Raw genomic sequence first — 25,544 nt, 5'->3', positions numbered from 1 at the left:
GTGTTTTAAAACACCCGATTGATTTTTTTTGGACATCCGCGAAAAGCAACACATGAAAAAAGCATTTAAGTTTATATTTTTAATTTTCTTCACTATAATGATGATTAGTCCTGTAATAGCTCAGGATCAGGAAAGGTCTTTGGCTCTTCAGTATTATCAAAATGAAGACTATGAGCGAGCAGCTGAAATTTTTGAGCGCTTATATGATAAAGAGCCCGGCTCTAATTTTTTATACCGCTATTTATTTAACTCTTACATACTTCTTAAGGATTATGAAAAAGCGGAAAAGCTTACTCAAAGAAATATTCGCAGAAATAGAAACGAATTAAATTTTATAGTCGATTTAGGGTATGTATATATTCAAAGCGGGCAGTCTGATAAGGCAAAAAGTCAGTTTGACAGAGCGTTGAATGCATTAACAGCGGATGAGAGACAAATCAGAAGTCTGGCAAATTCATTTAATGGTATAAGGGAGTATTCCTATGCTGCTGAAACCTATATAAAAGGTAAAGAACTATTAAATGATGATAAACGATTTAACTTTGAGATAGCCGGTATATATTTAAGAAAAGATAATTTTTCCAAATCAATCAGTTTTTACTTAGAGCACTTACGCCATAATCCCAATCAGATACAGCAGTTAAAAAACACCTTACAGTTCAGACTTGAAGAAGAAAACTTATCCAGGGAGCTACGTCAGCAACTTTTTGGTAAAATTCAACAGCACCCCCAGCAGTTAGTCTTTTCAGATATGCTTGTTTGGCTATTAATTCAAAACAAGGATTTTAGTGCAGCTTTCAGGCAGGTAAGGGCTATAGACAGAAGATTGAATGAAGACGGGAAAAGAGTATTGGAATTAGCTCAGGCAGCATCTGCCGAAGAACACTATGAAACAGCTATTGAAGCATTTCAATACGTAATTGATAAAGGGCGTGATTTCAGACATTATCGGAGTGCCCGCATGGGGCTTTTGTCTGCTATGAAGGATAAATTGATTAGCAGTTTAGATTACACTTCTGAGGATGTGGAAAAGCTGGATGAAGCTTATGCTGAATATTTACAGACTTTTGGAACTAACCGTAATACGATTTCTACAGTTTTAGAGCGTTCAGAAATACACGCCAAATATTTATACGATTTAGACAGGGCTGTAAACATGCTTGAGGAAGTTAAGAAGCTTCCCGGAATTGACCAGCAGACTGAAGCCAGCATAAAATTGCAGTTGGGAGATTATTATGTAATGAGGGGAAATGTATGGGATGCTTCGCTATTATATTCTCAGGTTGAAAAGACGATGCGCAACAATCCAATGATTGAAGAAGCACGCTTTAAAAATGCAAAATTGTCTTATTTTCGGGGGGATTTTGAATGGGCTCAAACACAACTGAAAGTGCTCAAATCGGCTACTTCAAACTTTATTTCGAATGATGCTATTGAATTGTATGTCTTTATAAGAGATCATTTAGCCTTAGATACGACTGATACACCTATTCGCATGTATGCAGAAGCAGAATTACTTCATTTGCAGAATAGAAATGAGGAATCTATTGCCCAATTAAACTTAATAAATGAAGTTTTTCCGAATCACTCGCTTGCTCCGGATATTGCCTTAAAGATTGCGGATATTAAAATATCACAGAGAGAATACGACAATGCTATGCAGCAGTTAGAATATGTGGTGATGAATTATCCTGAGTTTGTGAAAGTTGATAAAGCGCTCTTTCAACTCGGTTACGTGGCTGAAAATTATGCTAAAAACAGAGAAAAAGCCCTGGAGTGGTATGAAGAGTTAATTATAAATCACTATGGCAGCATTTATGTAGTAGAAGCCCGAAAACGTTTTCGTAGTTTAAGGGGCGACTTTAATTAGCAATACCTATTATGTTTGTATATAACGTTACGATAAAAGTCGACCATGATATTACAGAAGAATGGTTGACCTGGATGCAAAAAAAGCACATTCCTGATGTGATGAATACTGAATGTTTTCAGGGATTTAAACTTTGTAAGTTAATTATGCCTTCACCTGATAATGAGGGTGTTTCTTATGCGGTACAATATTTCTTTAAAGAAATGAAAGACCTGCATATCTATCAAAGTAAGTTTGCTGCAAAACTACAGGAAGAACATGCTTCAAAGTATAAAGATAAGTTTGTCGCTTTCAGAACCGTATTGGAAGAGCTTGATGAAGTTTGAAGAAACTAAATCTAAATGGTTAGAAGTTCGTTTTCTTTTGAAGTAATGTGATTGTCTACTTTTTTAGTAAACTCATCAGTTAAAGTTTGCACTTCTGTTTCGGTTGATTTAGCTATATCTTCAGCTAAACCGTCTTTTACTGCTTTTTTAACTTCATCATTTATGTCTCTGCGGCTGTTTCTTATGCTAACTTTCGCATTTTCACCTAATATTTTCACCCGCTTTACTATCTCTTTACGTCTTTCTTCTGTCAAAGGGGGAATTGAAATACGGATGATATCTCCATCATTCATAGGGTTTAGTCCAAGGTTTTCCTTTTGAATAGATTTTTCTATAGGAGCTAACATGTTTTTTTCCCAGGGTTGAATAATTATGGTCTTTGCATCCGGAGTGCTGATGTTCGCTACTTGATTTAAAGGAGTGTTTACTCCGTAGTAATCTACAAAAATACCTTCCAGCATTCCTGCAGAAGCTTTTCCGGCTCTTATTTTTAAAAGTTCGTTTTCCAGGTGATCAATAGCTGTTTGCATTGATTCTTTTGCCTCTTCTATTTTAAGCTCTAACTCTTCCATTGTTTTGATTTTTATAAGACAAATTTACACAAATTTTAATCTTCAACAAGTGTACCTATAGCCTCACCTGATAAAATTCTTTTTAAGTTTCCTTTTTCATTCATGTTAAAAACCATAATAGGTAAATGATTTTCTCTGCACAAAGTAAACGCAGTCATATCCATGATGTTTAATTTTTTAGAATAAACCTCATTGAAGGTGATGTTATTGTATTTAACAGCATCATCAAATTTTTCCGGATCTTTATCATAGATTCCATTTACACGCGTACCTTTCAGTATAATATCAGCATTGATTTCAATAGCTCTCAAAACGGCGGCGGTGTCTGTTGTGAAGTAAGGGTTTCCGGTACCTGCACCAAAAATAACTACTCTGTTTTTTTCAAGATGTCTGACAGCCCTTCTCCTAATATACGGCTCACAGATTTCTTCCATTTTAATGGCCGACATTAAGCGGGTATACAAACCTTCTTTTTCCAGTCCGCTTTGTAATGCCATCCCATTGATAATGGTAGCAAGCATTCCCATATAATCTCCCTGTACACGGTCAATTCCGTTTTCTTCAGCCTGCAATCCCCTGAAAATATTTCCTCCGCCAATTACGACAGCTATTTCAACTTTTTCATTAATTACAGACTTGATTTCTTGTGCATATTGCGTTATCACTAAAGGGTCTATTCCAAAGCCTTTTGAGCCCATTAATGCTTCACCGCTTAGCTTAAGTAATACTTTTTTATATTTCATTTACAAAGGTTTGTGTATAATAGGGACGATTAAATTAAATGTATTTAAAACTGTTTTTGCTATAAAAAAGATAAAAAAAAAGAGAGAATAAATATTCTCTCTTTTTTTTAAATTATGAAATTCTTTTAAATTCTTTTACCGTAAGATTTTTATCTACCGTTTGTAAGAATTTACCAACAGTTAAATTTCCGTCTTTTACAAAAGGCTGATTGAGCAAGGTGTTTTCCTTGTAAAACTTTTCAAGTTTGCCGGTAGCAATTTTATCAATGATATTATCCGGTTTTCCTTCAGCTTTGGCTTGCTCACGTCCAACTTCAAGTTCTCTTTCAACGATAGAAGCATCTACACCGTTTTTATCGACTGCTACAGGATTCATAGCTGCAATTTGCATAGCCACATCTTTACCTGCTTCTGAAATTGCATCGTTTACTTTAACATTTAAAGCTACTAAAACAGCTATTTTGTTATTGGCATGTATATATTCTACCAATCCTTCTGATTCCATGATATGATAATCTGAAAGTTCAATTCTTTCGTTTATTGTTCCTACCAATTCGTCAACTTTTTCTTTAACGGTAGTGCCATCCATACTGATTTTCAATAAATCATCAAGGCTCTTTGCATTAGCATCTAAAGCAACTTTAGCAAAAGCCTGGGCAGACTTAACAAAGTCCTCATTTTTAGCTACAAAATCAGTTTCACACTTTAATTTAATAACAACGCCTTTGGTTTTGTCGGCATTTGTTAAAGCAATAGATACTCCTTCATTGGCATCTTTGCCTGCTCTAAGGGCAGAAACTTTTTGCCCTTTTTTTCTTAAAAAGTCAATTGCTTTATCAAAATCACCACCGGACTCTGTAAGCGCTTTTTTGCAATCCATCAGTCCTGCACCGGTTTGTTTTCTTAGCTCGTTTACTTCTGTTGCTGAAATTTGCATTTCTTAATTTTAGCTTTTATTTAAAAAATTATTTTTTTTCTGATGTACCTTCTTTACCGGTACGACGTCTTTTTCTTAAACCGGCTTTAGCAGGTGTTTCGCCATCTCCGCTTTCTTCGGTATCATCCTCATCCACAGCTGCCGCAGCTTGTCTTTCTTCTTCCTCAGCAGCTTCTTCTTCAGCAGCCGCTGCATTTTTATCCGCTTCACGCTCTTTAAGACCTTCTAGTATAGCATCTGTAATGTAGTGTGTGATAAGCTTGATAGATTTGGTAGAATCATCATTTGCTGGAATAGGGTAATCAACCAAAGAAGGGTCAGAGTTGGTATCAACCATAGCAAAAGTGGTCAGGTTAAGTTTTTTAGACTCTGAAATTGCAATATGCTCAGTGCTGATATCTACTACAAATATAGCTGTTGGGATTCTCACAAGATTTGCAATTCCTCCCAGAACTCTTTCTAATTTATCTTTTTCTCTTGAAAGAACTAATCTTTCCTTTTTTGTAATATTCTCAGCAGTCGGGTCATTCAGCAATTTGTCAATTGCCTGCATTTTTTTGATTGACTTTCTGATTGTAGAATAGTTCGTAAGCATACCACCTAACCAACGTTCAGTGACAAATGGCATATTTACTTTTTTTGCACATTCTTCTACAATTTCCTGAGCTTGCTTTTTAGTAGCAACGAAAAGTATTTTTCTGCCTGATTGCGCAATGTTTTTGATTGCATTGGCAGCTTCCTGCAACTTATCGTTGGTTTTATTCAAGTCAATAATATGGATACCTTTTTTCTCCATAAAAATGTAGGGTAACATTTTAGGGTTCCATTTTCTTTTCAGGTGACCAAAGTGTACACCTGCTTCAAGTAATTCCTTTTGTGTGAGTTCTCTCATTGGAATGTTTTGCTTAACGTTTACTAAATTGATCTCTCTTACGTGCTTTTCTAAGACCCGGCTTCTTACGCTCAACCATTCTGGGATCACGTGTAAGAAGTTTTTCTTTTTTCAAAATCGGCTTAAGGTCTTCATTTAATTTTACAAGAGCTCTTGCAATACCAAGTGTTATGGCTTCAGCCTGACCTTTAATTCCACCGCCATGAGCATTTATTTTGATGTCAAACTCATTGGTTAATTCAGTTAGGACTAATGGTTTCATCAGTTTATCCTGAAGGTGAGGTACAGGTATATAAACTTTGTAATCTTTGCCGTTTACTAAAATCTTACCGCTACCTTTTTTCAGGTAAACTCTTGCTACGGAAGTTTTTCTTCTTCCTAATGTATTTATAACATCCATTCAATTAGAATTTTAAAGTTTGTGGTTTTTGAGCTGTATGAGGATGCTGATCTCCTTCATATAAAAATAGTTTTTTAAACATAGCTCTTCCTAAACGATTTTTAGGCAGCATCCCTTTGATAGCGTTTTCAAGAACGGCATTTGGCTTTTTTTCCAACAAAAGCTTAGCTGTTGCAAAACGCTGTCCACCCGGGTAACCGGTATGGCGGATATATGTTTTCTGCTGCATTTTGTTGCCGGTAAAGCGAACTTTTGCAGCATTGATTACAATAACAAAGTCACCACAGTCAACATGTGGAGTGTAAGAAGCTTTATGCTTTCCTCTTAAAACTGTTGCAATTCTGCTACTAATTCTGCCTACAATTTGATTTTCAGCATCAATAATATGCCAGTTTCTCTTAACCTCCTGAGGTTTTGCAGATACAGTTTTGTATGTAAGTTTATTCACGATTAATACTTTTACTTTGTAAAATGGTTGGCAAAGTTAAGATTTAATTTTTGCATAAACAACAGACTTTCTAAAAATATTTTTCATTTGCTCACAATGGACTGATAATCAGTTTAAATATTGACATAAAAAAACGCACCCTTTGTAAAGAGCGCGTTTTTTTTAGTTATAATTATTTGATTTTTTCTACCTTCTGGACATGTAAATCATTACATAATAAAGTAAGGTTGCTAAAGAAGCTAATGCTGCTACTACATAAGTTTTAGCTGCCCATTTTAGGGCATCTTTAGCCATCACATGTTCTTCGCCGTGAGTAATTTTTGTACTGTTCAGCCAATTTAAAGCTCTTTTGCTGGCATCTATCTCTACAGGAAGTGTTACAAAACTAAAAAGTGTTGTAGTTGCAAATAAAAAGATTCCAAAGAGTAGTAAATAAGGGAATGTTTGCAATAATAAGATTCCTCCGATGAGTAACCATGGAATATATTTAGAGGCAAAGCTTACTACCGGAACGAGGGCCGAGCGCATTTTTAAAAAACTGTAAGCAGTAGCATGCTGTATGGCGTGACCACATTCATGTGCTGCAACTGCAGCTGCAGCAACCGAGCGCCCGTTGTATACATCAGGACTTAGGTTAACCGTTTTGTTTAAAGGGTTATAATGATCCGTCAGACGGCCTTGTACTGAGATAATTTCTACATCATATATACCGCTTTCGTTCAGCATTTTTTTAGCTATTTCCTTTCCACTCAGACCGGATTGAAGAGGAACTTTAGAATACTGGTCAAATTTTCTCTGGAGCTTATTGCCGACATACCAGCTGGCTCCCATAATTAAAAGAATTAAAATTAAAAATTCCATACTTGTTTATTTACTTGTTTTTTTAAATGATTTATCAATTTATATGCCAACTAAGATAAGCTGTAAATTTGGCAGACACTTTCCTTAAATCGAAAATAGTGTCTAATTTATTTCATGATAATGCTAAAATTATTTTTTTTGTTCCAAATATCTGTCATACCAACTTGAACCCGTTAAGGTAATTACCGGCTTAAAACGAAATGTCTTTGCTATTAGTGACGTAGGAAAAGCCTTTACAGATTCATTGTAATCCGTGGCTACTTTATTAAATGCTATTTTTACTTCCTCCAATTCTGCAGAAAAGAGAATCCATTCTTCTTCCAGACTGCTAAAATTTGTATTGCTATGAATATTTACATCCCCTTCAGCCATTTCAAAAATTCTGCCGATATATTCAATCAGGTCATTTTCCAGTAAAATCATTTCATTAAGGGATAATGAGGCTTTGTTATTTTTGTCGGTATCTTTTTTCAAATATTCCCTTGCTTCTTCAGAAATTAAATCATTCAGAGTGGTTTTTCTTTCGATTTCGTTTTCCATTTCAATTACCGAATGTAAAATTTTGCTTTCATCATTCATGTATGGCTCAATTGCGGTTTCCAAAGAGGTGAAAAGATGATTTTTTTTATGCAATACAGGCAATACCTTTAAAAAGGTCTCTTCTACCCTTTTCTTTTTGTTTTTAAGATAAGAATATAAGGCTGTACCAACAGCTAAAAATATAAACAGCACGACTAACAATATCATAGTTCCTGTTTTTCGTTTTTGCAGACGTTTTCAATTTGTCCGTAAGTTTCTAATATTTCATTCAAGGTATCCATAATGTCCTGACTATTTTCAAATGTTACCAGTTTTTGGCGAAAAGGTTTAATGCCTTCAAAGCCTTTAAAATAGTTTGTATAATGTCTACGCATTTCAAAGATACCAAGTTTTTCGCCTTTCCATTCAATAGAACGCATTAAATGCTGACGACATGCCGAAACTCTTTCACTAATTTCCGGAGGAGGCAGAATTGTCCCGTCTTGTAAGAAAGCTTTTATTTCTCTGAAAATCCATGGATAACCAATTGATGCCCGGCCTATCATAATACCGTCAACCCCAAAACGGTTCTTCATTTCGAGTGCTTTTTGGGGAGAGTCTACATCACCATTTCCAAAAACCGGTATTGTCATCCTGGGATTATTCTTCACTTCCCCGATTAATCGCCAGTCGGCTTCTCCCTTATACATTTGTTTCCTCGTTCGACCGTGTATAGAAATGGCTTTTATTCCCACATCCTGCAACCTTTCTGCTACTTCTACTATAAACATAGTGTTTTCATCCCAGCCGAGCCGGGTTTTGACTGTTACAGGCTTATTTGTTCTTTTAACAATTTCCTCAGTAAGTTTAACCATTTTGGGTATATCTCTTAATATCCCTGCTCCGGCAGCTTTGCAGACAACTTTTTTTACAGGACAACCAAAGTTTATGTCAATTATATCGGGATTGGCTTCTTCTACGATTTCAACAGCTCTGAGCATGGAGTCCAGTTCAGCTCCAAAAATCTGAATACCAATAGGTCTTTCATAGTCAAAAATGTCTAGTTTTTGCATGCTCTTATCGGCATAACGGATAAGACCTTCACTGGAAATGAATTCCGTATACATTAAGTCTGCACCTTGTTGCTTGCATAGTTCACGAAAGGGAGGGTCGCTTACATCTTCCATCGGAGCAAGTAATAAGGGGAAATTTTTAAACGCTAAGTTTCCAATCTTTACCATGAGATTCTGAAATTGTGTGTAAATTTACGCAAATTAATGTTCATGAGTTCCAATTCGGATTTTTTATCGGGTAAGTCATATTGGTTTAAAATAATTATACTACTGACGTTATGGCTTTCTGCATTTGTTATTTTTTCAGTTGTCGGGTCTTTACTTATTGCGTTATTTCTGGGAACAGATGCTCTACGCTATATTGATTGGGAAAACATTGAGGACCGAAGTGTTATTCATGTTTTTAGGTGGATGCAGATTATTTTAAGTCTGGGAATTTTTATTTTGCCGGCCATTATATTTGTAATGCTTGACGGGAAAAGTATTACTAAAGGGCTGAGCCTTTCCGGCAAGACGGACATTAGTCTGTATTTTCTGACATTTATAACTGTTATCGTTTCCTGGCCATTTGTTTATTGGTTACTGGACTTCAATCAAAATATCAGTTTGCCTGATTCATTGTCCGGTCTTGAAGAAACGCTTCGTCAAATGGAAAGTGGCACTGAAGCTATGCTGAAGTCGCTTATAACAATTAACAGCATAGCTGATTTTTTCGTAGTCTTATTAATGGTTGCAATTGTACCTGCTGTGGCTGAAGAAGTTTTATTTCGTGGGGCTATGCAGCCTTTATTTACTAAATGGATTGGACATGCATTTATAGCAATTTTTATCACGGCATTTATTTTTAGCTTTATGCATATGCAGTTTCTCGGGTTTTTTCCAAGACTGGCCTTAGGGATGCTTTTTGGATATGTTTTCTATTACACTAACTCTTTATGGTTTCCTATATTCGGACACTTTGTACATAACGGAGCTCAGCTTGCTTTTTTTAATTTGCATGAAGCGGGCATAATTGATGCAGACATGGAAGAGACAGATATTTTCCCGATTTACATTAGCGCTGTTTCATTAGCGTTAGTTTTCTTATGTTTATATTTTTTTAAACGAAAACAACAAGAAAAGGTTATTTTAAACCAAACGGATAATTAAACAATTTTCAACTTTGTCTAAAGATAAAAATTGACTAAAACAGATGCATAAAGATTGGATAAAAATAATGTCTATCAGTAATCAGTTCAAAGCAGAAATAATAAAAGGAATGCTTGAGGAAAACAATATTAAGGTAGTTTTGATAAACAAAAAGGATTCAGCTTATGGTTTTGGAGAAGTTGAAATCTATGTAAATGAAGGACATGTTTTAAAAGCCTTAAACTTGATTAAAACAAATGAGATTGAATAGTAAAACAAATTTAACACAAAGTATAAAAGATCTAGCAAATGCAAGGATTTAAGACAAGAGCGATTTCAGCAGTTGTGTTTGTGATTTTAATGGCAGGGGGAATTCTGTGGAGTTACTATTCCTATGTTTTTTTGTTTTTCATACTTATGAACCTCTTGATAAATGAATATATCAATATTTTAAAGAATGTCCGCAAACCGAACAATGTAAGTAGGTTTTACAAACCAATTTTATTTACAACTGCCTCTGTAGGTTTTATTTTCAGCACACTTGTAAATAGCGGAGCCTGGCCCTTACAAATGATGGCTGTCCCATTAGCCCTATTGTTTTTTATTTTTATTCTGGAGTTATATTCAAATGCTGAAGCTCCTTTGAGAAATGTTGCTTTTAATGTGTTAGGTATTATTTACATTGCTTTACCTATTATTTTAAGTCAATTTTTAATTAGCAATGAAAATAATATTTATGATGGCAGTTTATTAATGGGAGTGGTTGTTATGATTTGGGTAAATGACATGATGGCATATTTGGTTGGCAGCCGCTTTGGTAAAACCCCGCTATTTAAAAGAATTTCTCCAAAGAAGACCTGGGAGGGAAGTTTGGGGGGACTGTTCGGGTGCATAGTCGTAGCGGTTTCAGCTTACTTTTTAGTTGGAATATTAAATTGGAATGACTGGCTCGGAATAGCAGGTATTGTATTTATATTTGGCACTTATGGTGATTTAGTTGAATCGCTGATGAAACGAAATTTTAACATAAAGGATTCCGGTAATTTTATGCCGGGTCACGGAGGTTTTTTAGATCGTTTTGATGCTCTTTTATTTACAATTCCATTTGTTGTTTTTTATTTGTTGTTATTTGTATGGAATTGAAATAGTATTTTTGCAGGCCAAAGCATTTTTTTGCAATGGTGTTTAGCTTTTTTTTAATCAACTTTAGAACACTTGAAATTAATAAGAATACATAAGGAAGGGAAAAAACTGGTAATATTTTTATTACTATTGTTTTTAGTGATAAATATCATCATCGAGTTTTTTGTACCAATTCAGCAGAAATTGCAGACGAGCATTATTGCATTGTCTGTTTTTACGCTTGGCTTTGTGATGTACTTTTTTCGTCACCCCCACAGAATTACTACCGTAGATGAACAAACAGTTATTGCTCCTGCAGATGGAACTGTGGTTGTTATTGAAGAGGTCATGGAAAACGAGTATTTTAAAGATAAGCGCATCCAGGTGTCTATTTTTATGTCGCCGGCTAATGTGCATGTAAACAGAGTTCCTATTAGCGGAGAGATCCCTTATATAAAGTATCATTCCGGAAAGTTTTTGGTAGCCTGGCACCCCAAGTCTTCAGAAGAAAATGAAAGAAATACGGTGGTTATTAAAAATGACAATAATGAAATATTGCTGAGACAAATTGCCGGTGTTTTGGCCAGAAGAATTGTTAATTACCTGAAGGTTGAAGATAAAGTTACCCAGGGAGATGAGTTTGGATTCATTAAGTTTGGTTCCAGAGTAGATGTATTCTTACCTCTAAATGCAAATATAGAGGTTGACTTAAACGATAAAGTAAAAGGTGGTCAGACAATAATAGCCACACTTGAAGAAGAAGTTTAGTCAACTTTACCGAATTCTGTATGTGGAAATAAATCCATTTTCTTCAGGGATAACTGCAAAATAAGGACTTCCTTCTGCAAATCTAGCTATTACAGCATTTCCATATCCGGGAAGAGGAAAATCATTAAGCAACTGACCACTCAAATCAAAAGCATAAATAATTGACTTATCGGCTGAATTGAAAAGAATGTAATTATTATAAAAGCGAAGTGATTCGGGCAAAATTCTCTCTTGAAACTCTCTTGAAATAACTTCACCTCCGGCAATATCATGAATTTCAAAAGAAAAGCTGTCTGCAATTACAATTACCGGGTTTTCATAATTGTTTACAGCAAAAGATTTAGCATTTAGTTGAGAGCTTAAGTTTAAAGTGTCAGTTTGTCCTTTAGAAGAAACCGTAATCAGGTTTGAAGCCGTATCTAAGCTTATCATTGACAGTTGATTGTCTTTTTTTATGGCTACAAAAGGAGAAATGAAAGAGCTGTTAAGGCTAATGACCGGTCTTCTTAGCTCACCTCTGCGATTTAAAAAAGCAATGTTTCCTTCAGAGTTTGCGCTAATCAGATAGTCTCTGCCATTAAAGCGTTTATAAATAATGGGTTGATTTACACTAATATTGATGTTATTGGGGCTCCATCCCGGTAAAGCGCCGCCATCTCTGCTATATCCGTAAATACTACCTTCCCGGCAGGGAACAAAAAATCGATAGTTTTTGTCATTTTCATAATCGGTAAGTGTTATTCCGGCAGTTGCCTGCTTAGGTAATCTTATTGGAAAATTTGTTACATTATTTCCGTTACGGTCTATTAAAAAAATACGGGTGGTAGTTGTGAATAAATATTGCAGTCTTCCATTGTTGTAAATGTCCATTTGATAAACATCTCCGATTATTCTTTCGCCTAAATTTCTTTTCCATAAAATATCCCCGGCTCTGTTTATCAAATAAATATTGTGTTCTGAATCACTCAGGAAGATTTCTTTTTCATTGTTATTATGATTAATCACAATTTCGGGTGTGGAAACCGGTTTTGCATCAAGGCGGGTTTGCCAGGCTTTATTGCTGAATACGGCAGATTGCAATGTGTCGTAAGGTATATAAATGTTTAAAAAGTGCAGATCTCTGAAGCTATTAAACTGCGCACTTATATCAGAAAAAGATGAAAGTTCAGTTCTGTTTGCTCTTAAAAATTCTGAAAAGTTATTGTTGCTCAGACTTTCAAGTAAAGAGAATGACTTTTCAAAATTCAGGTAAAAAGTAGCGTTGCTGTAAGAGGATATTTGTCTTGAAAACTGATAAAAATGTAAGTTCTTATCCAGCGTATTGTCGCTATTATACCTGTCAATAATTGACTGAGCCTGAGAAACTGAGTTGGTAAAAACAATTTGTTCGCCCAGTTGGAAATAAAAAGGATCTGTTATTTGCGGCATTTCAGGACCGAAAACATCGTTTAAAAACGAAACGGCGAGTTGATAAACAGGTATTCCTCTATGCAGACTGAGCAGGTTGTCTCTGTCATCATTTAATACAAAGTGTAATTCTTCCAGAGCCTGTAAGCTCAGGTCTACATCTCTGCTGGCGACCACCAAAAAGTTATTTTCAGTATCTTGCCCTGAGCGTAAAGACTCAGAAATGCCAAATAACCACTCATTGCCAACCCAGTTTGTGAAATAGGGCATATAGTTAGCAGACGTATCGCTAAAGCTTAGACTTTCGGTGTAAGTGTCAAAGCTTTCAGTACTGAAAGCTTTATAAAAAGCGGTATTATCAGGTACTACAGATAAGATTTTCATCATATCGGCAGCTTCGCCTCTGAAAGCATTGATGAAATTTCCTGAACCCGGATTGCTGTAACTATAGCCATTTGCCAGCAAAGCATTTTTTTGGAAGTGAACATCAATTGTCAGAAAGTCACCTAAGAAGCTAAAAGAATTTAAAAACCCCGTGCTACCGGATTTAAAAAATATGGAAGACAATTTATGCATATAGTTGCTTTGTATATGCAGACTCAGGGGCGCATTTTTGCCTCTGAGGTCCAGAGACCTTTCAAATCCGGTTGTTAAAATATCCGTAGCATCTGTTCTTAATTGTACTATACAGGATTCAACTAAAAAAGGAGTAAAGGAAAATATAAATATACCTTCGGTAAAAGCATAAGTAAAGGAAGTGTTCTCGCTTTCAATAACCACATCAAAAAGCTGAACATCTCTAAAAACTCTGTTTCTTACAGAATAGCCAGCCGTTTTAAACAAACTGTCAGCATGTTGAATAGCGGGCTTTATGTCTTTGTTTCCTGAGAGGAAAAAGAAATCTGCTTTATGAACGCTTATTTTGTCTAATCCAATGATTGCTTGATCCGGAGTAATGCCGAAATAATCATTGAGAGTAGTTGTTTGAGTAATTAAATTTTGAAGAATCGGGATTTGTTCACTTAATTGCCTGTATTCGAAATGGCTTTCACCAAATATCAGTTCATTGTCATAGAGTTGAATGATTACCGGAGTTTCGTGTGGCATAGCTTTCCAGGGGTCAGATGACTGAACAAAGGAGCGTATTTGCCAAACTAAGACAAATAAGAAAGTCAAAATTCCCAGAACTAATAAAGCTATAATTACTACTCGACGCATTCATTTTTTATTAAGCTACAAAAATGCAAATTTAAAAATACTAAATACATAATCTTTGATAAAATATACCAACGAAGGCTTTTGAACTGTAGCCGCTTGAGAATTCCTACAGATACTTTTTATTTTTTTTGTTCTTTAAGGAACCGGGTCGTGCCCATGACCACCCCAGGGGTGACAACGTAAAATTCGCTTTATTGCTAACCAACCACCTTTTAGAGGACCGTGTTTTTTTACTGCCTGAACTCCATATTCCGAACAGGTAGGGGTGTAGCGACAACTTGGTGCTAAATAAGGGGAAATAGCTCCCTGATAAAATTTAAAAATTCCGATTAGGATTAGTGATAAAATGGATTTGACTTTTTCTTTAATGAATTTTATCATCAGGCACTTTTATGGCCTTTTAAACGCATTACTTCTTGTTGAAGTTCAATGACCATTGACATCATATCCTCCATCGAGACCCCCGGTTTGTTATCAGGACGGCTAATGAAAAGTTCTACTTTCCAGGCTTCAAGCAAGTCTTCGCCACCAATAGCATATGGAGGATAGGCCTTGTTATCACTGTGGAGATACAGCTTGCCTTCATCTTTTAACTGATTCATTACTCTTTTAAAAACTATGCCGTCATTTTTTGAAACGACCACATAGGGAGACCCGTCTTTTAGGTCTTCAGCTGTTTCAACATATTGGCCAATTAGTATACTTCCGGGTTGTATGGGCAGCATAGAATCTCCGGTGATTTCAAAGGCTCTGTAGGTTCCGCTTTGCAAAAAAGGTAATCGAAACTTAGGCAATTCTTTAATAAACTCTTCATCAGCATAACCACTCAGGTAGCCTGCGGCAGCTTTTTGTGAAACCAATTCTATATTTTCCCTGCCTTCATTGTCAACGGTAATTGTAAGCAAACGAAAGTTGTCGTTATCAATCAGGGCGTTGCCATTTTTTCCTGAATGTTTGGAAATTCTATGCTTTAGAGAGGAAGATAAATCTTCTTTCAGCAAAGATTCCATAGAAATTTTATACCGCTGACAAATGAGCATCATCACCTTGTAGTTAGGGTTTGAACGACCTTCTTCATAGGCTCCAAGAAGAGAACGTTTGATACCGAACTCTTCCGCAAACTTTTCTTGAGTAAGTCCGTCAGCATTTCTCAGAAAACGGATATTTTTATTGACCATGTTCATAAAATCAGGTTTACTAAAAATAGTATCAAATATATAAAAAATTTGGCAAAAAAGAGAGAAAATATTTAATTGCTACACTCAGAACTTGAATGATTTATCACTAGGAACTGTCTTTTTTTAAAAACTAAACTACAGTTAATATTACAGCCTATATGAATTAGCAAATGCTTTTAATGCACTACCCTTAGGTTAATTGCTATTATTACATCAAAAAAAAGAGATTGCGCACAAGAAGAATAAACAAAGGTTTGAGAAACTTTTTTCCCTCAAAAGAATTTTTAAAATTCCCAAAACCTAATAAAGTTAGCATCTAAGAAAAAATATAGTCTAAGTCTTTCCGGTTAAAGTTCGTTTAAAGCGCAACACTATTAAATACTCATACTTTAGCTTCTTTTGCAGCAGCCTTAGCTTCTTTTTCAGCTTTCTTTTTATCTTCTTTGGAAGTTTTTATCTGAAGTTTTTCTTTTATTTTATTTTCAATTTCTTCAGCCATTTCTATATTATCTTCCAGAAGTTGTTTAACCGCTTCTCTGCCCTGTCCTAATTTAGTATTATCATAGCTAAACCATGATCCGCTTTTTTGGAGTACTTCAGTTTCAACACCCAGATCTACTATTTCTCCAACTTTGGAAATTCCCAAGCCGTACATTATATCAAATTCAGCAGTTCTAAATGGGGGAGCCATTTTATTTTTCACAATTTTTACTTTTACGCGGTTACCCATAACCTCATCTTTGTCTTTAATTTGCGCAGCTCTTCTAATGTCTACCCGAATAGACGAATAAAACTTAAGGGCATTTCCACCGGTAGTTGTTTCAGGGCTTCCGAACATCACTCCGATTTTATCTCTCAACTGATTTATAAAGATGCAGCAACAGCCGGTTTTATTAATTGCGCCGGTTAACTTTCTCAATGCCTGAGACATCAGTCGGGCTTGTAAACCCATTTTAGAGTCTCCCATTTCACCTTCCAGTTCTCCTTTAGGCACAAGGGCGGCAACTGAATCTATCACAACAATGTCCAGTGCTCCTGAGCGAATAAGGTGTTCTGCAACTTCAAGCGCTTGCTCACCATTATCCGGTTGACTGATTAAAAGGTTTTCGATGTCAACACCCAGGTTTTCTGCGTAATTTTTATCAAAAGCATGCTCTGCATCTATAAAAGCAGCTATTCCGCCCTTTTTTTGAGCCTCTGCAATTGCATGTATGGCAAGGGTTGTTTTTCCTGAAGATTCCGGACCGTAGATTTCAACTACACGTCCTCTTGGAAATCCGCCTATTCCAAGTGCTAAGTCCACTCCTAAAGAGCCGGTTGAGATAGTTTCTGCCGGAACTACTTTTGAATCGCCCATTTTCATTACAGTTCCTTTGCCGTAAATTTTATCCAATTTATCAACGGTTAGTTGAAGGGCTTTTAATTTATCATCTTGAGTGCTCATACTTCTTTTTTTAACAAGTTATAAAAATATTTTTAAAATATAAAATAATAATCCAATGTTTTCTTTTCTTATGTGACTTTTTTTAGCTTTTCTTTTTGATTTTTCTCATAAAATTTACAAAACCAGCTAATTCCACACTTGTCACACTTGGGGTTTCTTGCCAGACAAACATATCTGCCATGTAAAATTAACCAGTGATGAGCTGTTGCAATAATTTCCTCCGGAAGGTACTTTACCAATTGTTTTTCAGTTTGAAGCGGTGTTTTCGCATTTGTCGTAAGGCCAATTCTTCGCGAAACCCGGAACACATGTGTGTCTACAGCTAAAGTCGGTTGATTAAACAAACAAGACAGAATAACGTGTGCCGTTTTTCGTCCAACACCGGGTAATTTTTGCAGTTCAGTTACATCCCCGGGAACTTGGCTGTCATATTGATCTCTCAACATTCTGGCTGTTCCTTGTAAGTGTTTACTTTTATTATTGGGGTAGCTGATACTTTTAATATATTGGAAGATTTCTTCAACTTCTGCCTCAGCCATAGCTTCCGGATTCGGGTATTTTTCAAACAAAGCCGGAGTGGTCATATTCACACGTTTGTCAGTGCATTGTGCTGATAAAATAACCGCAATTAAAAGTTGAAAAGGATTTTCATAAATTAATTCAGTCTCCACCTCGGGGTGATTCTTGCTGAAGTATTCTATAAAGTGTTTAAATCTTTCCGGTTTTAACATAGCTTATTTCCCTGAAAACAATTTTAGATACCAACAGTTTTGAGATATCCTTTTAATTTTTGAATCTTTTGAACAGCAAAAGGCTTTTCTTTAGTTTCATTTGAAAAATCGCTGAAACAGCCTTGCTTTTTGTTATTACGGGCGAACCGCATTGCAACAAAGTTAGAAATTTAATTCAAAGATTTAGCGAAATGCTAAAAAAAATAGGAAAATATTTAAAACGCTTGACAGTAAAGAGTGAGGGCATAGAGAATGCCTGTAAATAATACGTCAGGCAGTAAGGAAAATTAAGACCGGGAATTAAAAGAGATAGAAATTTCTTTAGGCTCGGGAGAAAAACAAAAGGATGAGTCTAAAAGGTTGTTTCCGGTTGTCTTACTTTACGGCTGTATTCCAAAATAATATTTACAGAAGTTCTACTGGGAGATTTGGATGGTATGCTGTTCAGTAAAGTATACACATCTTTAAATCCTTGGTGTGTTTCATTTAAACTCCAATCTTCAGATAAAAAAGATTGAATATCAGCATTTTCGGCATTATCAGTTTCTCCGTAAATATAACGAATAAGTTGATTTTCAAGTGTAAAATTTTTGTCCATGTTAGCGATTGTGTGTGTTATAATATTCCTTTTTACGGCAATTTAGCTTGATTTGTTTAAAAAGTCAATTAAAAATTGCTGATATGGAAACGCCACATAATTGCCACATATTTTATTCAATTCCAAAAAATACTTTCCAAAAATGAAAGGAAAACGCATAACTATCTGTCAGACAGAAAGATACAGTATTTTTGGTTTTGTTAAAAAAATATGGATTTTTTTAAACGTCTAAATAAATGAACAGTGTTTGTACACTAAAAAGTCCAATAAAGAATACACTTTTATAAGCTGATGGCTTTTTCTTCGATTATTTTACGAAGATTGATCAATGCATAACGCATACGACCAAGTGCTGTATTGATGCTTACACCGGTAATGTTTGCAATTTCCTTAAAGCTAAGGTTTGCATAGTGTCTGAGTATTACAATTTCTTTTTGCTCTTGAGGGAGCTCTTCAAGAAGTTGTCTTACTTTTCTATGGGTTTGATTTTTAATTATTTTTTGCTCTGCATTTTCTTCTGCAAAAACTAAAATATTGAATATATCGAAACCTTCCGGGTTAGTTACGGATGGGCTTCTTTTCGTTTTGCGGAAAAAATCTATACATAAGTTGTGTGCAATTCTCAACACCCATGGAAGGAATTTCCCTTCTTCATGGTATTTCCCTGAACGCAGGGTGTCTACAACTTTAATAAATGTTTCCTGAAAAATATCTTCGGCAAGATATGTGTCTTTAACGAACATATAGATTGAGGTATAGACTTTGTCTCTGTGTCTGTTAATTAGACATTCCAAAGCATATTCATCCCCTTTCAAATATAGTTTTACTAACTCTTTGTCGCTTAACTTTTGCTTTAACATGTTTTTCTCCTCTTTTATATACTCGAATAATTGCAAAAACAATGCCTAACTGTTTAAACAATAAAAAAATAATCTTTTTTATGAAGAAAAAAATTTTTTCTGCCTATTTCTACTTGGTAAAAGCAGGAAGTCTAAATAGCGTTTTTAGCAAACATTAATTCATTTAAAAAGTTGAGGCTCAGCTTGTTTACTTCTCCCGGTCTTTCAATATTACATACATGGCCACAGTTTTTAATGATTTTCAGATTAAGTGATTTATTTCTTTCGGCAAAATTTTTAGCCCCGTTAAGAAACACAAAATCCTGTGAACCCATACAAGCTAAAGCAGGTATATTAAAAGGGCTGTTTACTATTTGCTTCATAAATTGACCAAATCCGGTATAGAGTCCCACCCACTTATTATAGGCTTCCGCCGATAATTTAGCAGATTCCTGTATCATTATATTTCTTGCTTTTTTATGATTGTTCCCGGGCATCACAATTTGGGCAAAGAATCGGTACATAATGTGGTATGGCAAAATATAATTTAAGGTTTTGGCAGTTGCAGTAAAAAAACGTAAGCGGAAATCATTTCTAAACACGCCCCCGTAAAGTATCATGGAGCTGATTCTTTCAGGAAAAAACCTATAAATAGCGTGAATAACTAAAGTCCCCATAGAGACACCGGCAAAATGGGCTTCCCGGATTTTTTCCTTATCTAAAACTTTAATCAAATCTGAAGCTATCAGCTTAAAAGTATAGTTTTCCTGATTGTCTAAGTTGCCTGTATCGCCGTGGTCTCTTAAATCAGGGATTAACAGATTAAAGTGATTTTTGAAAAAATCTTCCTGTCGCTTCCATGTCAGATTGCTTCCTCCGGCACCATGTACAAATACAAGCCAGGGAAGTTCCGGAGACTTTTCAATTTTTCGGTAATACAAATGTTTTGCTGCCATGCAGAAAGTAACATGCAAACATTCTTTTTGTTAAAATTTTGAAAACTTAAAAGGTAGAAATCAAAGGAAAGTGAATCTTATAAACGGTCGGTATTCTCAATTTTTTTTAAAATCTCGTTTATTTCATCCATTACAGATTGGTCTTTCAGCTGAATGTTTTTTTCAGACTGTGCATTTTTTACGGCATAAATTAATGAGCACATGGCCAAAAAATCCTGCTTATCTTTTGCCTCATACTTGTTTTTGAAATTTCGGATGTCTTCATTAATCTGCTTGGCAGCTTTTCTTACCATCTCTTCTTCCTCAGGGTCTATCAGCATTGGGTAAGGCCTGTCTGCAATGACTACATTTATACTAATCTTTTTTGACATAATTTTTTATTCGGCATTAATAGATTGAATACAACGGTCTAATTCTTTGATATACATATCCAATTGTTTTTTTAGTTTGTCTACATCTTCCCGGTCGTCAACGGAAGTAACTTTTTTTGAAAGCTTAAGCAGATGAAACTCTTTTTCTATCTTTTGGATATGCTGATCTTTTTCTGAAATTGTCTGTTTGCAATTGTTGTAATCTTCTTTCAGCAGATTGTATTTTGCTTTAAGAACATCGTAATCTTCCAATAATTTAGAAGATTGAAAGATTAATTCTTTAATTTGATTACTGACATCCTGCATTTTATGCCTGCTTTAGTTTATGTTTTTGAGCAATAAAGATAACGAATTAATTAAGAACATATTAACGAGTACTTAACTCAGCTTTCAGGCTATTTATTATTCCCGTATCTGAGCACCAAAATCTTTCTCAAGCCGGAAGATGATTTTTTTCATTTCCTTGTCAACTTCCTTGTCTGTCAAAGTTTTTTCGGTATGCTGAAAACTAATTCTAAAAGCATAGGATTTTTTATCCTCCGGAATGCCTTTTCCTTTATAGGTATCAAAAATATCTACTGACTGAATGATTTTTTTATTTATTTGCAGAATTACATTTTTTAAATCGATATAGGCAGTAGCTGAAGGTATTAAAATGGCCAGATCTCTTTTAACAGAAGGATATTTCGGTATTTCTTTATTAATTATTGATTGATTTTTAAAGCGTTCAACCAATATAGGCCAATTAAATTCAGCAATAATTACCGGCTGACTGATGTCAAATTTTTCACTGAGATTTTCATTCACATGACCAATCTGCAAAACAGTATTGCTTCCCGCTACATAAGAAATGCCTGAGTGCAGATAGTTATCTTCTTCAAATTGTGTGATAAGAGTATCTTCTATGCCGGCAATTTTCAGAATATTTTCTGCAAAACTTTTTAGCATAAACAAGTCCATTTTTGCAGATTTTCCTCTCCAACTGTTTTCATTTATGCTGCCGGTCATCCAAATCATGAATTTGTCTTTTTCCTCGTAGCTGTCATTTGTCTTTTGATAAATTTTTCCGGCCTCAAAGAGTCTTAGGTTTGGATAGTTTCGATTTTTATTAAAGCGGATAGCTTCCAGGCCACAGTGATAAAGATCTTTTCGTAAGACATTCAACTCTGCATTGGCACTTTTAATAATTCGCACAACAGAAGTGTCATCTTCCGGATAATACTCGCCCCGGCTGATGGAGTTATTATTCATTTCAAAAAAACCATGAGATGATAGGTATTGAGCTGTTTTTTCATAAAATTCGTCGGCAGCATCCGTTAGTTTTCCGGGTAATTTCATTTGTAAATCATCATTAACCGGGATTTCATTTATACCGTAAATTCTGATTATCTCTTCTATCACATCTATTTCCCGAATCACATCTGTTTTTGCAGGTGGGATTTCAAGCTTAAATGTATCTGCATGTTCTTCTTTTATAAGTATTTGTAAATCTGTAAGAATACGGTTAACCTCCGCCTTATCGAAATTCATTCCGGCTATTTTATTCAACTGCTTCATTCTCAGTTCAACTTTGAAAAATGGAGGTTGAGCGGGCTTTACAGTCAGGGCTTGACCGGAAATCTCAGCATTTGCCAAATCTTTCAGCAGAAAAGCAGCTCTTTCAAGAGCTTTTAAGGTAATGAATGGATCGGCTCCTTTTTCATACCTCATTGCTGCGTCAGAACGTAATTGGTGGTGTATTGAAGTTTTTCGGATACCTTCCGGTGAAAAATAGGCGCTTTCTAAAAAAAGAGTGCTGCTTTCTTCAGTAATACCCGAATTTAAGCCTCCCATCACACCGGCTATACAAAGGGGTTTTTCTTTATCACAAATCACCAAATCCGTTGTTTGAAGCTTTCTTTCTTTTTTGTCAAGCGTAATGATGGATTCATCTTTTTTAGCCTTGCGGATTATGATGGAATCTCCACTTACTTTTTTTAAATCAAAAGCATGCAGGGGCTGTCCCAGTTCTTTTAAAACCAGATTTGTTATGTCAACGACATTGTTTATGGGTTTCACACCAATCGAAAGCAGTTGATTCTGAAGCCATGAAGGGGAAGGCTTAACCTTTAGATTATGAAAGCAAATGCCACTGTAAACAGGACAAGCCTGCTCATCTTCAATTTTTATTTTCACCGGACTTTCAGCAGAAATATCCGTCAGTTTAGTACTATCCGTTAAAATTAATCTGGACTCTTTTTTTCTGGCTTTTAGAGCGGCATGTAAATCGATGGCTACTCCGTGGTGAGACATGGCATCCGTTCTGTTGGGTGTAAGTCCTATTTCAAATATCACATCTTCAAAAACAGGAAGTATATCTTTTATCTCATCTCCGGGATTGCTGTGTACGGGCAAAACCATTATGCCGTCATGGCTGCTGCCGGCTCCGATTTCGTCTTCGGCACAAATCATTCCGAAGGACTCTACCCCTCTGATTTTTGTTTTTTTAATTTCAAACGAATCTCCTTCTACAGGATAAATTGTTGTCCCTACTTTTGCTACTACTACCTTTTGTCCGCTCTCTACATTAGGTGCTCCACAAACAATCTGCAGCTCTTCATTATTTCCGACCTGAACTTTTGTGATTTTCAGGCGATCGGCATTAGGATGTTTTTCTGTATGCGTTACTTCACCCACAACCAAACCTTTATATCCTCCTTTTACACTGCTGAATCGTTCAACTCCCTCTACCTCAAGACCAATATCAGTAAGAATTTCGGCAATCTCATTTTCATCTAAAGGGGTTTGAATATAATTTTTAAGCAGAAAGAGCGATAATTTCATTAGTTTCGTTTTAAATTAGAAAACAGATAGTGTTTTGCCTTGATTGTGTGCTAATAATCTGCAAAAGTAAAAATAAAAGCTATTTTCTGATAATTTCAATAAAGAGGCTTATAAATCGTTTGGGATAGGTATGAAAATAAAATTACTGTATTTTTTAGTTATTAGCCTGGCGTTCTTAGCCTTGAGCTCCTGTGGAAAATCAAAGCCATGCATAGACCCGGCCTCATACGACCCTCATCGCGCCTGTTCAAACTTCGTTGACCCGGTTTGCGGATGCGATGACATACAGTACCGAAATGCCTGTGAAGCTGAGAGAAACGGTGTGCAATTATGGATTCAGGGCCCCTGTTAACTACTTTTGCCCTTTCTAACTATTTTTTCCAGTTCATCCCACATTTCTTCGGGAACTTCCTCCAAAACATTAAACTCTCCGGCACCTTTGAGCCATTCACCACCATCAATTGTAATGACCTCGCCGGTAATATAAGATGAAAAATCAGACATAAGATAAGCAGACAAATTTGCCAGCTCCTGATGGTTTCCATATCTTTTTAAAGGGATTTTAGTATTTGCATCAAAAAGCTTTTCTAACTCCTTCGGGAAAAGTCGCGACCACGCACCCTCTGTCGGGAAAGGACCGGGAGCTATGGCATTTAAGCGGATACCATACTTAGCCCATTCCACAGCCAGCGAGCGAGTCATGGCTAAAACACCGGCTTTGCCGCAAGCGGAAGGTACCACATATGCAGAGCCTGTCCAGGCGTAAGTCGTAACTATACTCAGCACTTTACCTCTGATTTTATTTTTTATCCAGTATTTTCCGATAGCCAAAGCGCAATTATAAGAGCCTTTCAAAACAATATCCACTATCACATCGAACGCTTTAGGTGAAAGCCTTTCCGTTGGACTGATAAAATTCCCGGCAGCATTATTCACAAGCCCCTGCACAGAGCCAAATTTTTCAACCGTTTTTTCCAATACATTTTCTACCTGTGCATAATCTCTCACGTCACAAACTACGGGCAATACTTCGCCTCCGGTAGCTTTTGAAAGTTCCTCTGCACTTTTATCTAAAACCTCTTTTTTGCGGCTTGTAATCACAACATTGGCACCTAACTCCAAAAAATATTTACTCATAGATTTTCCCAGGCCTGTTCCTCCGCCTGTAACAATTATTGTTTCGCCTCTCATTGCATCATCGCGTAACATGGGTTTTGTGTACATAGTTTATTTTTTAAAAGTGAGCGGGAAGCATCCCTAAAGTATTTACATAAACAACAACATGAATTTTGAATTCCGGTTTTTATGCAAACCAATTTTTTTTATCGGGCTTAAAAATAGTTCTTTTTGGTGCTATTTACAAAAAATGCCGGGATTAGTGTAGCTGATTTTGCATGCTTAAAGTATAGGTTTTTGGGCGTGCCCCTGCGGGTCGTGCTATTCGCTCCAAGTCCTCACGCCTCCGTCGTTGTGGGCTTTCCGCTTCTATCACTCACGCGGGGGCTGCCGGATTTTAAGGGCATCCTTCGTGAATTTACAACCCGGTACTCACTGATTTTTCATTGCTTTTTCTACTAAGCAGTGGTCAGGTTCCTAAATAGCAGATTATTTAGAAAAGCAAGAAATGATTGCCGAGAATCTTAATACTGTGTTAGAAGAATGAGATAGTTCCTATGTTATTAATGCAATTGGAAAAATTGCAAAAGCTATCGGAATGACAAAAATTTCAGAAGAAGCCGGTTTAGGCAGGCCAATTTTATACAAAGCCTTATCTGACGTGTCAAAACCATAATTTGCCACAATAATGAAGATTTAAAAAAATTGGCGGTAAGATTCAAGTGAACCCAAAATCTACGTAAAAGATAACATCATCAAAAGACGGTAGAGACGCGATTAATCGCGTCTTTATCTTATTTTGGCAAATTACTTATTTGATTACTATAAGTCTATTTAAATTGCCGAAAAGTTCCTTTAGGCGCATTATATCCATAAAAATTAATCACTCCATCATTTAAATTACCTTGAGCCATCACCAATGGGTTTTTTATACCTCTTTTAAAAGGTTAGTTAATTGTTCATAAAAACTGTCTTACTTAAGCTTTTCAACAACTTGTCTTTAGAGGCACTAATGTGCTTTCAAGTATACTCACTCCCCCTCCAACATAAAAACCACCAAAAAAACAAAATACATATATTGAATAACATTGATTATGTGAATTTTTGTGATATATTTGTTGTCGAAAAAAATAATCTTTATTTACTAAAAGCAAAGTATTTATCAAAGCCTAAAATCAACTGAATTATTAAATACAAAAATTAT

Annotated in this window: 28 protein-coding genes and 1 pseudogene; 8 read left to right on the top strand and 21 right to left on the bottom strand. The window is 35.7% G+C overall.

Going from position 1 to position 25,544, the window contains the following annotated elements:
• Positions 1 to 52: 52 nt before the first annotated feature.
• Positions 53 to 1,870, top strand: coding sequence for a hypothetical protein (locus EA412_09495; protein ID TVR78036.1), 1,818 nt, complete (start codon positions 53 to 55; stop codon positions 1,868 to 1,870).
• An 11-nt stretch (positions 1,871 to 1,881) separates the two neighbouring features.
• Positions 1,882 to 2,196 (top strand): DUF4286 family protein, encoded by a 315-nt coding sequence (locus tag EA412_09490; protein TVR78035.1) that lies wholly within the window; start codon positions 1,882 to 1,884, stop codon positions 2,194 to 2,196.
• Between the two features lie 11 nt (positions 2,197 to 2,207).
• On the opposite strand, the gene EA412_09485 is transcribed toward EA412_09490, so the two are convergent.
• From EA412_09485 to dusB, 9 genes are all read right to left on the bottom strand, one after another.
• The gene (locus EA412_09485; protein TVR78034.1) at positions 2,208 to 2,768 is read right to left on the bottom strand and encodes a ribosome recycling factor; all 561 of its coding nucleotides are present in this window, start codon (positions 2,766 to 2,768) and stop codon (positions 2,208 to 2,210) included.
• Positions 2,769 to 2,803: 35 nt separating this feature from the next.
• Complete coding sequence (locus tag EA412_09480; GenBank protein TVR78033.1) at positions 2,804 to 3,511, bottom strand: UMP kinase; 708 nt, start codon at positions 3,509 to 3,511, stop codon at positions 2,804 to 2,806.
• Positions 3,512 to 3,623: 112 nt separating this feature from the next.
• Complete coding sequence (locus EA412_09475; protein ID TVR78032.1) at positions 3,624 to 4,448, bottom strand: elongation factor Ts; 825 nt, start codon at positions 4,446 to 4,448, stop codon at positions 3,624 to 3,626.
• A gap of 28 nt (positions 4,449 to 4,476) precedes the next feature.
• Positions 4,477 to 5,340 carry a 30S ribosomal protein S2 gene (rpsB, locus tag EA412_09470; protein ID TVR78031.1) on the bottom strand — a complete coding sequence of 288 codons (864 nt, stop codon included), beginning with the start codon at positions 5,338 to 5,340 and terminating at the stop codon, positions 4,477 to 4,479.
• Positions 5,341 to 5,353: 13 nt separating this feature from the next.
• On the bottom strand, positions 5,354 to 5,740 hold the full coding sequence (locus EA412_09465; protein TVR78030.1) for a 30S ribosomal protein S9: 387 nt from the start codon (positions 5,738 to 5,740) through the stop codon (positions 5,354 to 5,356).
• A gap of 4 nt (positions 5,741 to 5,744) precedes the next feature.
• Entirely contained in the window at positions 5,745 to 6,188 is a 444-nt protein-coding gene (locus EA412_09460; protein ID TVR78029.1) for a 50S ribosomal protein L13, read from the bottom strand.
• A 186-nt stretch (positions 6,189 to 6,374) separates the two neighbouring features.
• Entirely contained in the window at positions 6,375 to 7,049 is a 675-nt protein-coding gene (locus EA412_09455) for a zinc metallopeptidase (GenBank protein TVR78028.1), read from the bottom strand.
• Positions 7,050 to 7,178: 129 nt separating this feature from the next.
• Positions 7,179 to 7,796 (bottom strand): hypothetical protein, encoded by a 618-nt coding sequence (locus EA412_09450; protein ID TVR78027.1) that lies wholly within the window; start codon positions 7,794 to 7,796, stop codon positions 7,179 to 7,181.
• Positions 7,793 to 8,809 (bottom strand): tRNA dihydrouridine synthase DusB, encoded by a 1,017-nt coding sequence (gene dusB, locus EA412_09445; GenBank protein ID TVR78026.1) that lies wholly within the window; start codon positions 8,807 to 8,809, stop codon positions 7,793 to 7,795. The genes EA412_09450 and dusB overlap by 4 nt, the downstream gene beginning before the upstream one ends.
• 36 nt (positions 8,810 to 8,845) lie before the next feature.
• Here dusB and EA412_09440 point away from each other — a divergent pair, with 36 nt between their 5' ends.
• From EA412_09440 to EA412_09425, 4 genes are all read left to right on the top strand, one after another.
• Positions 8,846 to 9,790 (top strand): CPBP family intramembrane metalloprotease, encoded by a 945-nt coding sequence (locus EA412_09440; GenBank protein TVR78025.1) that lies wholly within the window; start codon positions 8,846 to 8,848, stop codon positions 9,788 to 9,790.
• A 43-nt stretch (positions 9,791 to 9,833) separates the two neighbouring features.
• Positions 9,834 to 10,040 (top strand): hypothetical protein, encoded by a 207-nt coding sequence (locus EA412_09435; GenBank protein ID TVR78024.1) that lies wholly within the window; start codon positions 9,834 to 9,836, stop codon positions 10,038 to 10,040.
• A 38-nt stretch (positions 10,041 to 10,078) separates the two neighbouring features.
• On the top strand, positions 10,079 to 10,912 hold the full coding sequence (locus tag EA412_09430) for a phosphatidate cytidylyltransferase (protein ID TVR78023.1): 834 nt from the start codon (positions 10,079 to 10,081) through the stop codon (positions 10,910 to 10,912).
• A gap of 81 nt (positions 10,913 to 10,993) precedes the next feature.
• Positions 10,994 to 11,659 carry a phosphatidylserine decarboxylase family protein gene (locus tag EA412_09425; GenBank protein ID TVR78057.1) on the top strand — a complete coding sequence of 222 codons (666 nt, stop codon included), beginning with the start codon at positions 10,994 to 10,996 and terminating at the stop codon, positions 11,657 to 11,659.
• A 6-nt stretch (positions 11,660 to 11,665) separates the two neighbouring features.
• Here the strand turns inward: EA412_09425 and EA412_09420 are convergent, their stop codons facing one another.
• From EA412_09420 to EA412_09370, 11 genes are all read right to left on the bottom strand, one after another.
• Positions 11,666 to 14,284, bottom strand: coding sequence for a hypothetical protein (locus EA412_09420; protein ID TVR78022.1), 2,619 nt, complete (start codon positions 14,282 to 14,284; stop codon positions 11,666 to 11,668).
• A 135-nt stretch (positions 14,285 to 14,419) separates the two neighbouring features.
• Entirely contained in the window at positions 14,420 to 14,665 is a 246-nt protein-coding gene (yidD, locus tag EA412_09415; protein ID TVR78021.1) for a membrane protein insertion efficiency factor YidD, read from the bottom strand.
• Positions 14,665 to 15,468, bottom strand: a complete 804-nt coding sequence (locus tag EA412_09410; GenBank protein ID TVR78020.1) for a helix-turn-helix domain-containing protein — start codon at positions 15,466 to 15,468, stop codon at positions 14,665 to 14,667. Before EA412_09410 ends, yidD begins: the two co-directional genes overlap by 1 nt.
• A 376-nt stretch (positions 15,469 to 15,844) precedes the next feature.
• Positions 15,845 to 16,906, bottom strand: coding sequence for a recombinase RecA (gene recA / locus EA412_09405; GenBank protein ID TVR78019.1), 1,062 nt, complete (start codon positions 16,904 to 16,906; stop codon positions 15,845 to 15,847).
• A 68-nt stretch (positions 16,907 to 16,974) separates the two neighbouring features.
• Positions 16,975 to 17,637, bottom strand: a complete 663-nt coding sequence (nth, locus tag EA412_09400; GenBank protein TVR78018.1) for an endonuclease III — start codon at positions 17,635 to 17,637, stop codon at positions 16,975 to 16,977.
• Positions 17,638 to 17,989: 352 nt separating this feature from the next.
• Positions 17,990 to 18,235, bottom strand: coding sequence for a hypothetical protein (locus EA412_09395; protein ID TVR78017.1), 246 nt, complete (start codon positions 18,233 to 18,235; stop codon positions 17,990 to 17,992).
• Between the two features lie 281 nt (positions 18,236 to 18,516).
• On the bottom strand, positions 18,517 to 19,095 hold the full coding sequence (locus EA412_09390) for a sigma-70 family RNA polymerase sigma factor (GenBank protein ID TVR78016.1): 579 nt from the start codon (positions 19,093 to 19,095) through the stop codon (positions 18,517 to 18,519).
• Positions 19,096 to 19,226: 131 nt separating this feature from the next.
• The gene (locus EA412_09385; protein TVR78015.1) at positions 19,227 to 20,030 is read right to left on the bottom strand and encodes an alpha/beta hydrolase; all 804 of its coding nucleotides are present in this window, start codon (positions 20,028 to 20,030) and stop codon (positions 19,227 to 19,229) included.
• A gap of 77 nt (positions 20,031 to 20,107) precedes the next feature.
• Complete coding sequence (locus tag EA412_09380) at positions 20,108 to 20,401, bottom strand: cell division protein ZapA (GenBank protein TVR78014.1); 294 nt, start codon at positions 20,399 to 20,401, stop codon at positions 20,108 to 20,110.
• Positions 20,402 to 20,407: 6 nt separating this feature from the next.
• A complete protein-coding gene (locus EA412_09375; protein ID TVR78013.1) occupies positions 20,408 to 20,707 on the bottom strand; it encodes a hypothetical protein in 300 nt (99 codons plus the stop codon).
• 96 nt (positions 20,708 to 20,803) lie between these two features.
• The gene (locus EA412_09370) at positions 20,804 to 23,224 is read right to left on the bottom strand and encodes a phenylalanine--tRNA ligase subunit beta (protein TVR78012.1); all 2,421 of its coding nucleotides are present in this window, start codon (positions 23,222 to 23,224) and stop codon (positions 20,804 to 20,806) included.
• A gap of 130 nt (positions 23,225 to 23,354) precedes the next feature.
• Between EA412_09370 and EA412_09365 the strand changes: the two genes are divergently transcribed.
• Positions 23,355 to 23,576, top strand: a complete 222-nt coding sequence (locus EA412_09365) for a kazal domain protein (GenBank protein ID TVR78011.1) — start codon at positions 23,355 to 23,357, stop codon at positions 23,574 to 23,576.
• Here EA412_09365 and EA412_09360 read toward each other — a convergent pair.
• Positions 23,573 to 24,448 (bottom strand): SDR family oxidoreductase, encoded by an 876-nt coding sequence (locus tag EA412_09360; GenBank protein TVR78010.1) that lies wholly within the window; start codon positions 24,446 to 24,448, stop codon positions 23,573 to 23,575. The two genes, EA412_09365 and EA412_09360, sit on opposite strands and share 4 nt — an antisense overlap.
• A 400-nt stretch (positions 24,449 to 24,848) precedes the next feature.
• Here EA412_09360 and EA412_09355 point away from each other — a divergent pair.
• Positions 24,849 to 25,083, top strand: a pseudogene (locus EA412_09355) (putative addiction module antidote protein).
• The last annotated feature ends 461 nt before the right edge of the window (positions 25,084 to 25,544 follow it).

It is taken from the genome of Chitinophagaceae bacterium (genome assembly GCA_007695095.1).
Taxonomy (GTDB): Bacteria; Bacteroidota; Bacteroidia; order Chitinophagales; family REEL01; genus REEL01.
Note: the sequence above shows the minus strand (reverse complement) of the source record. Positions and strands in the feature narration are given on the sequence as shown.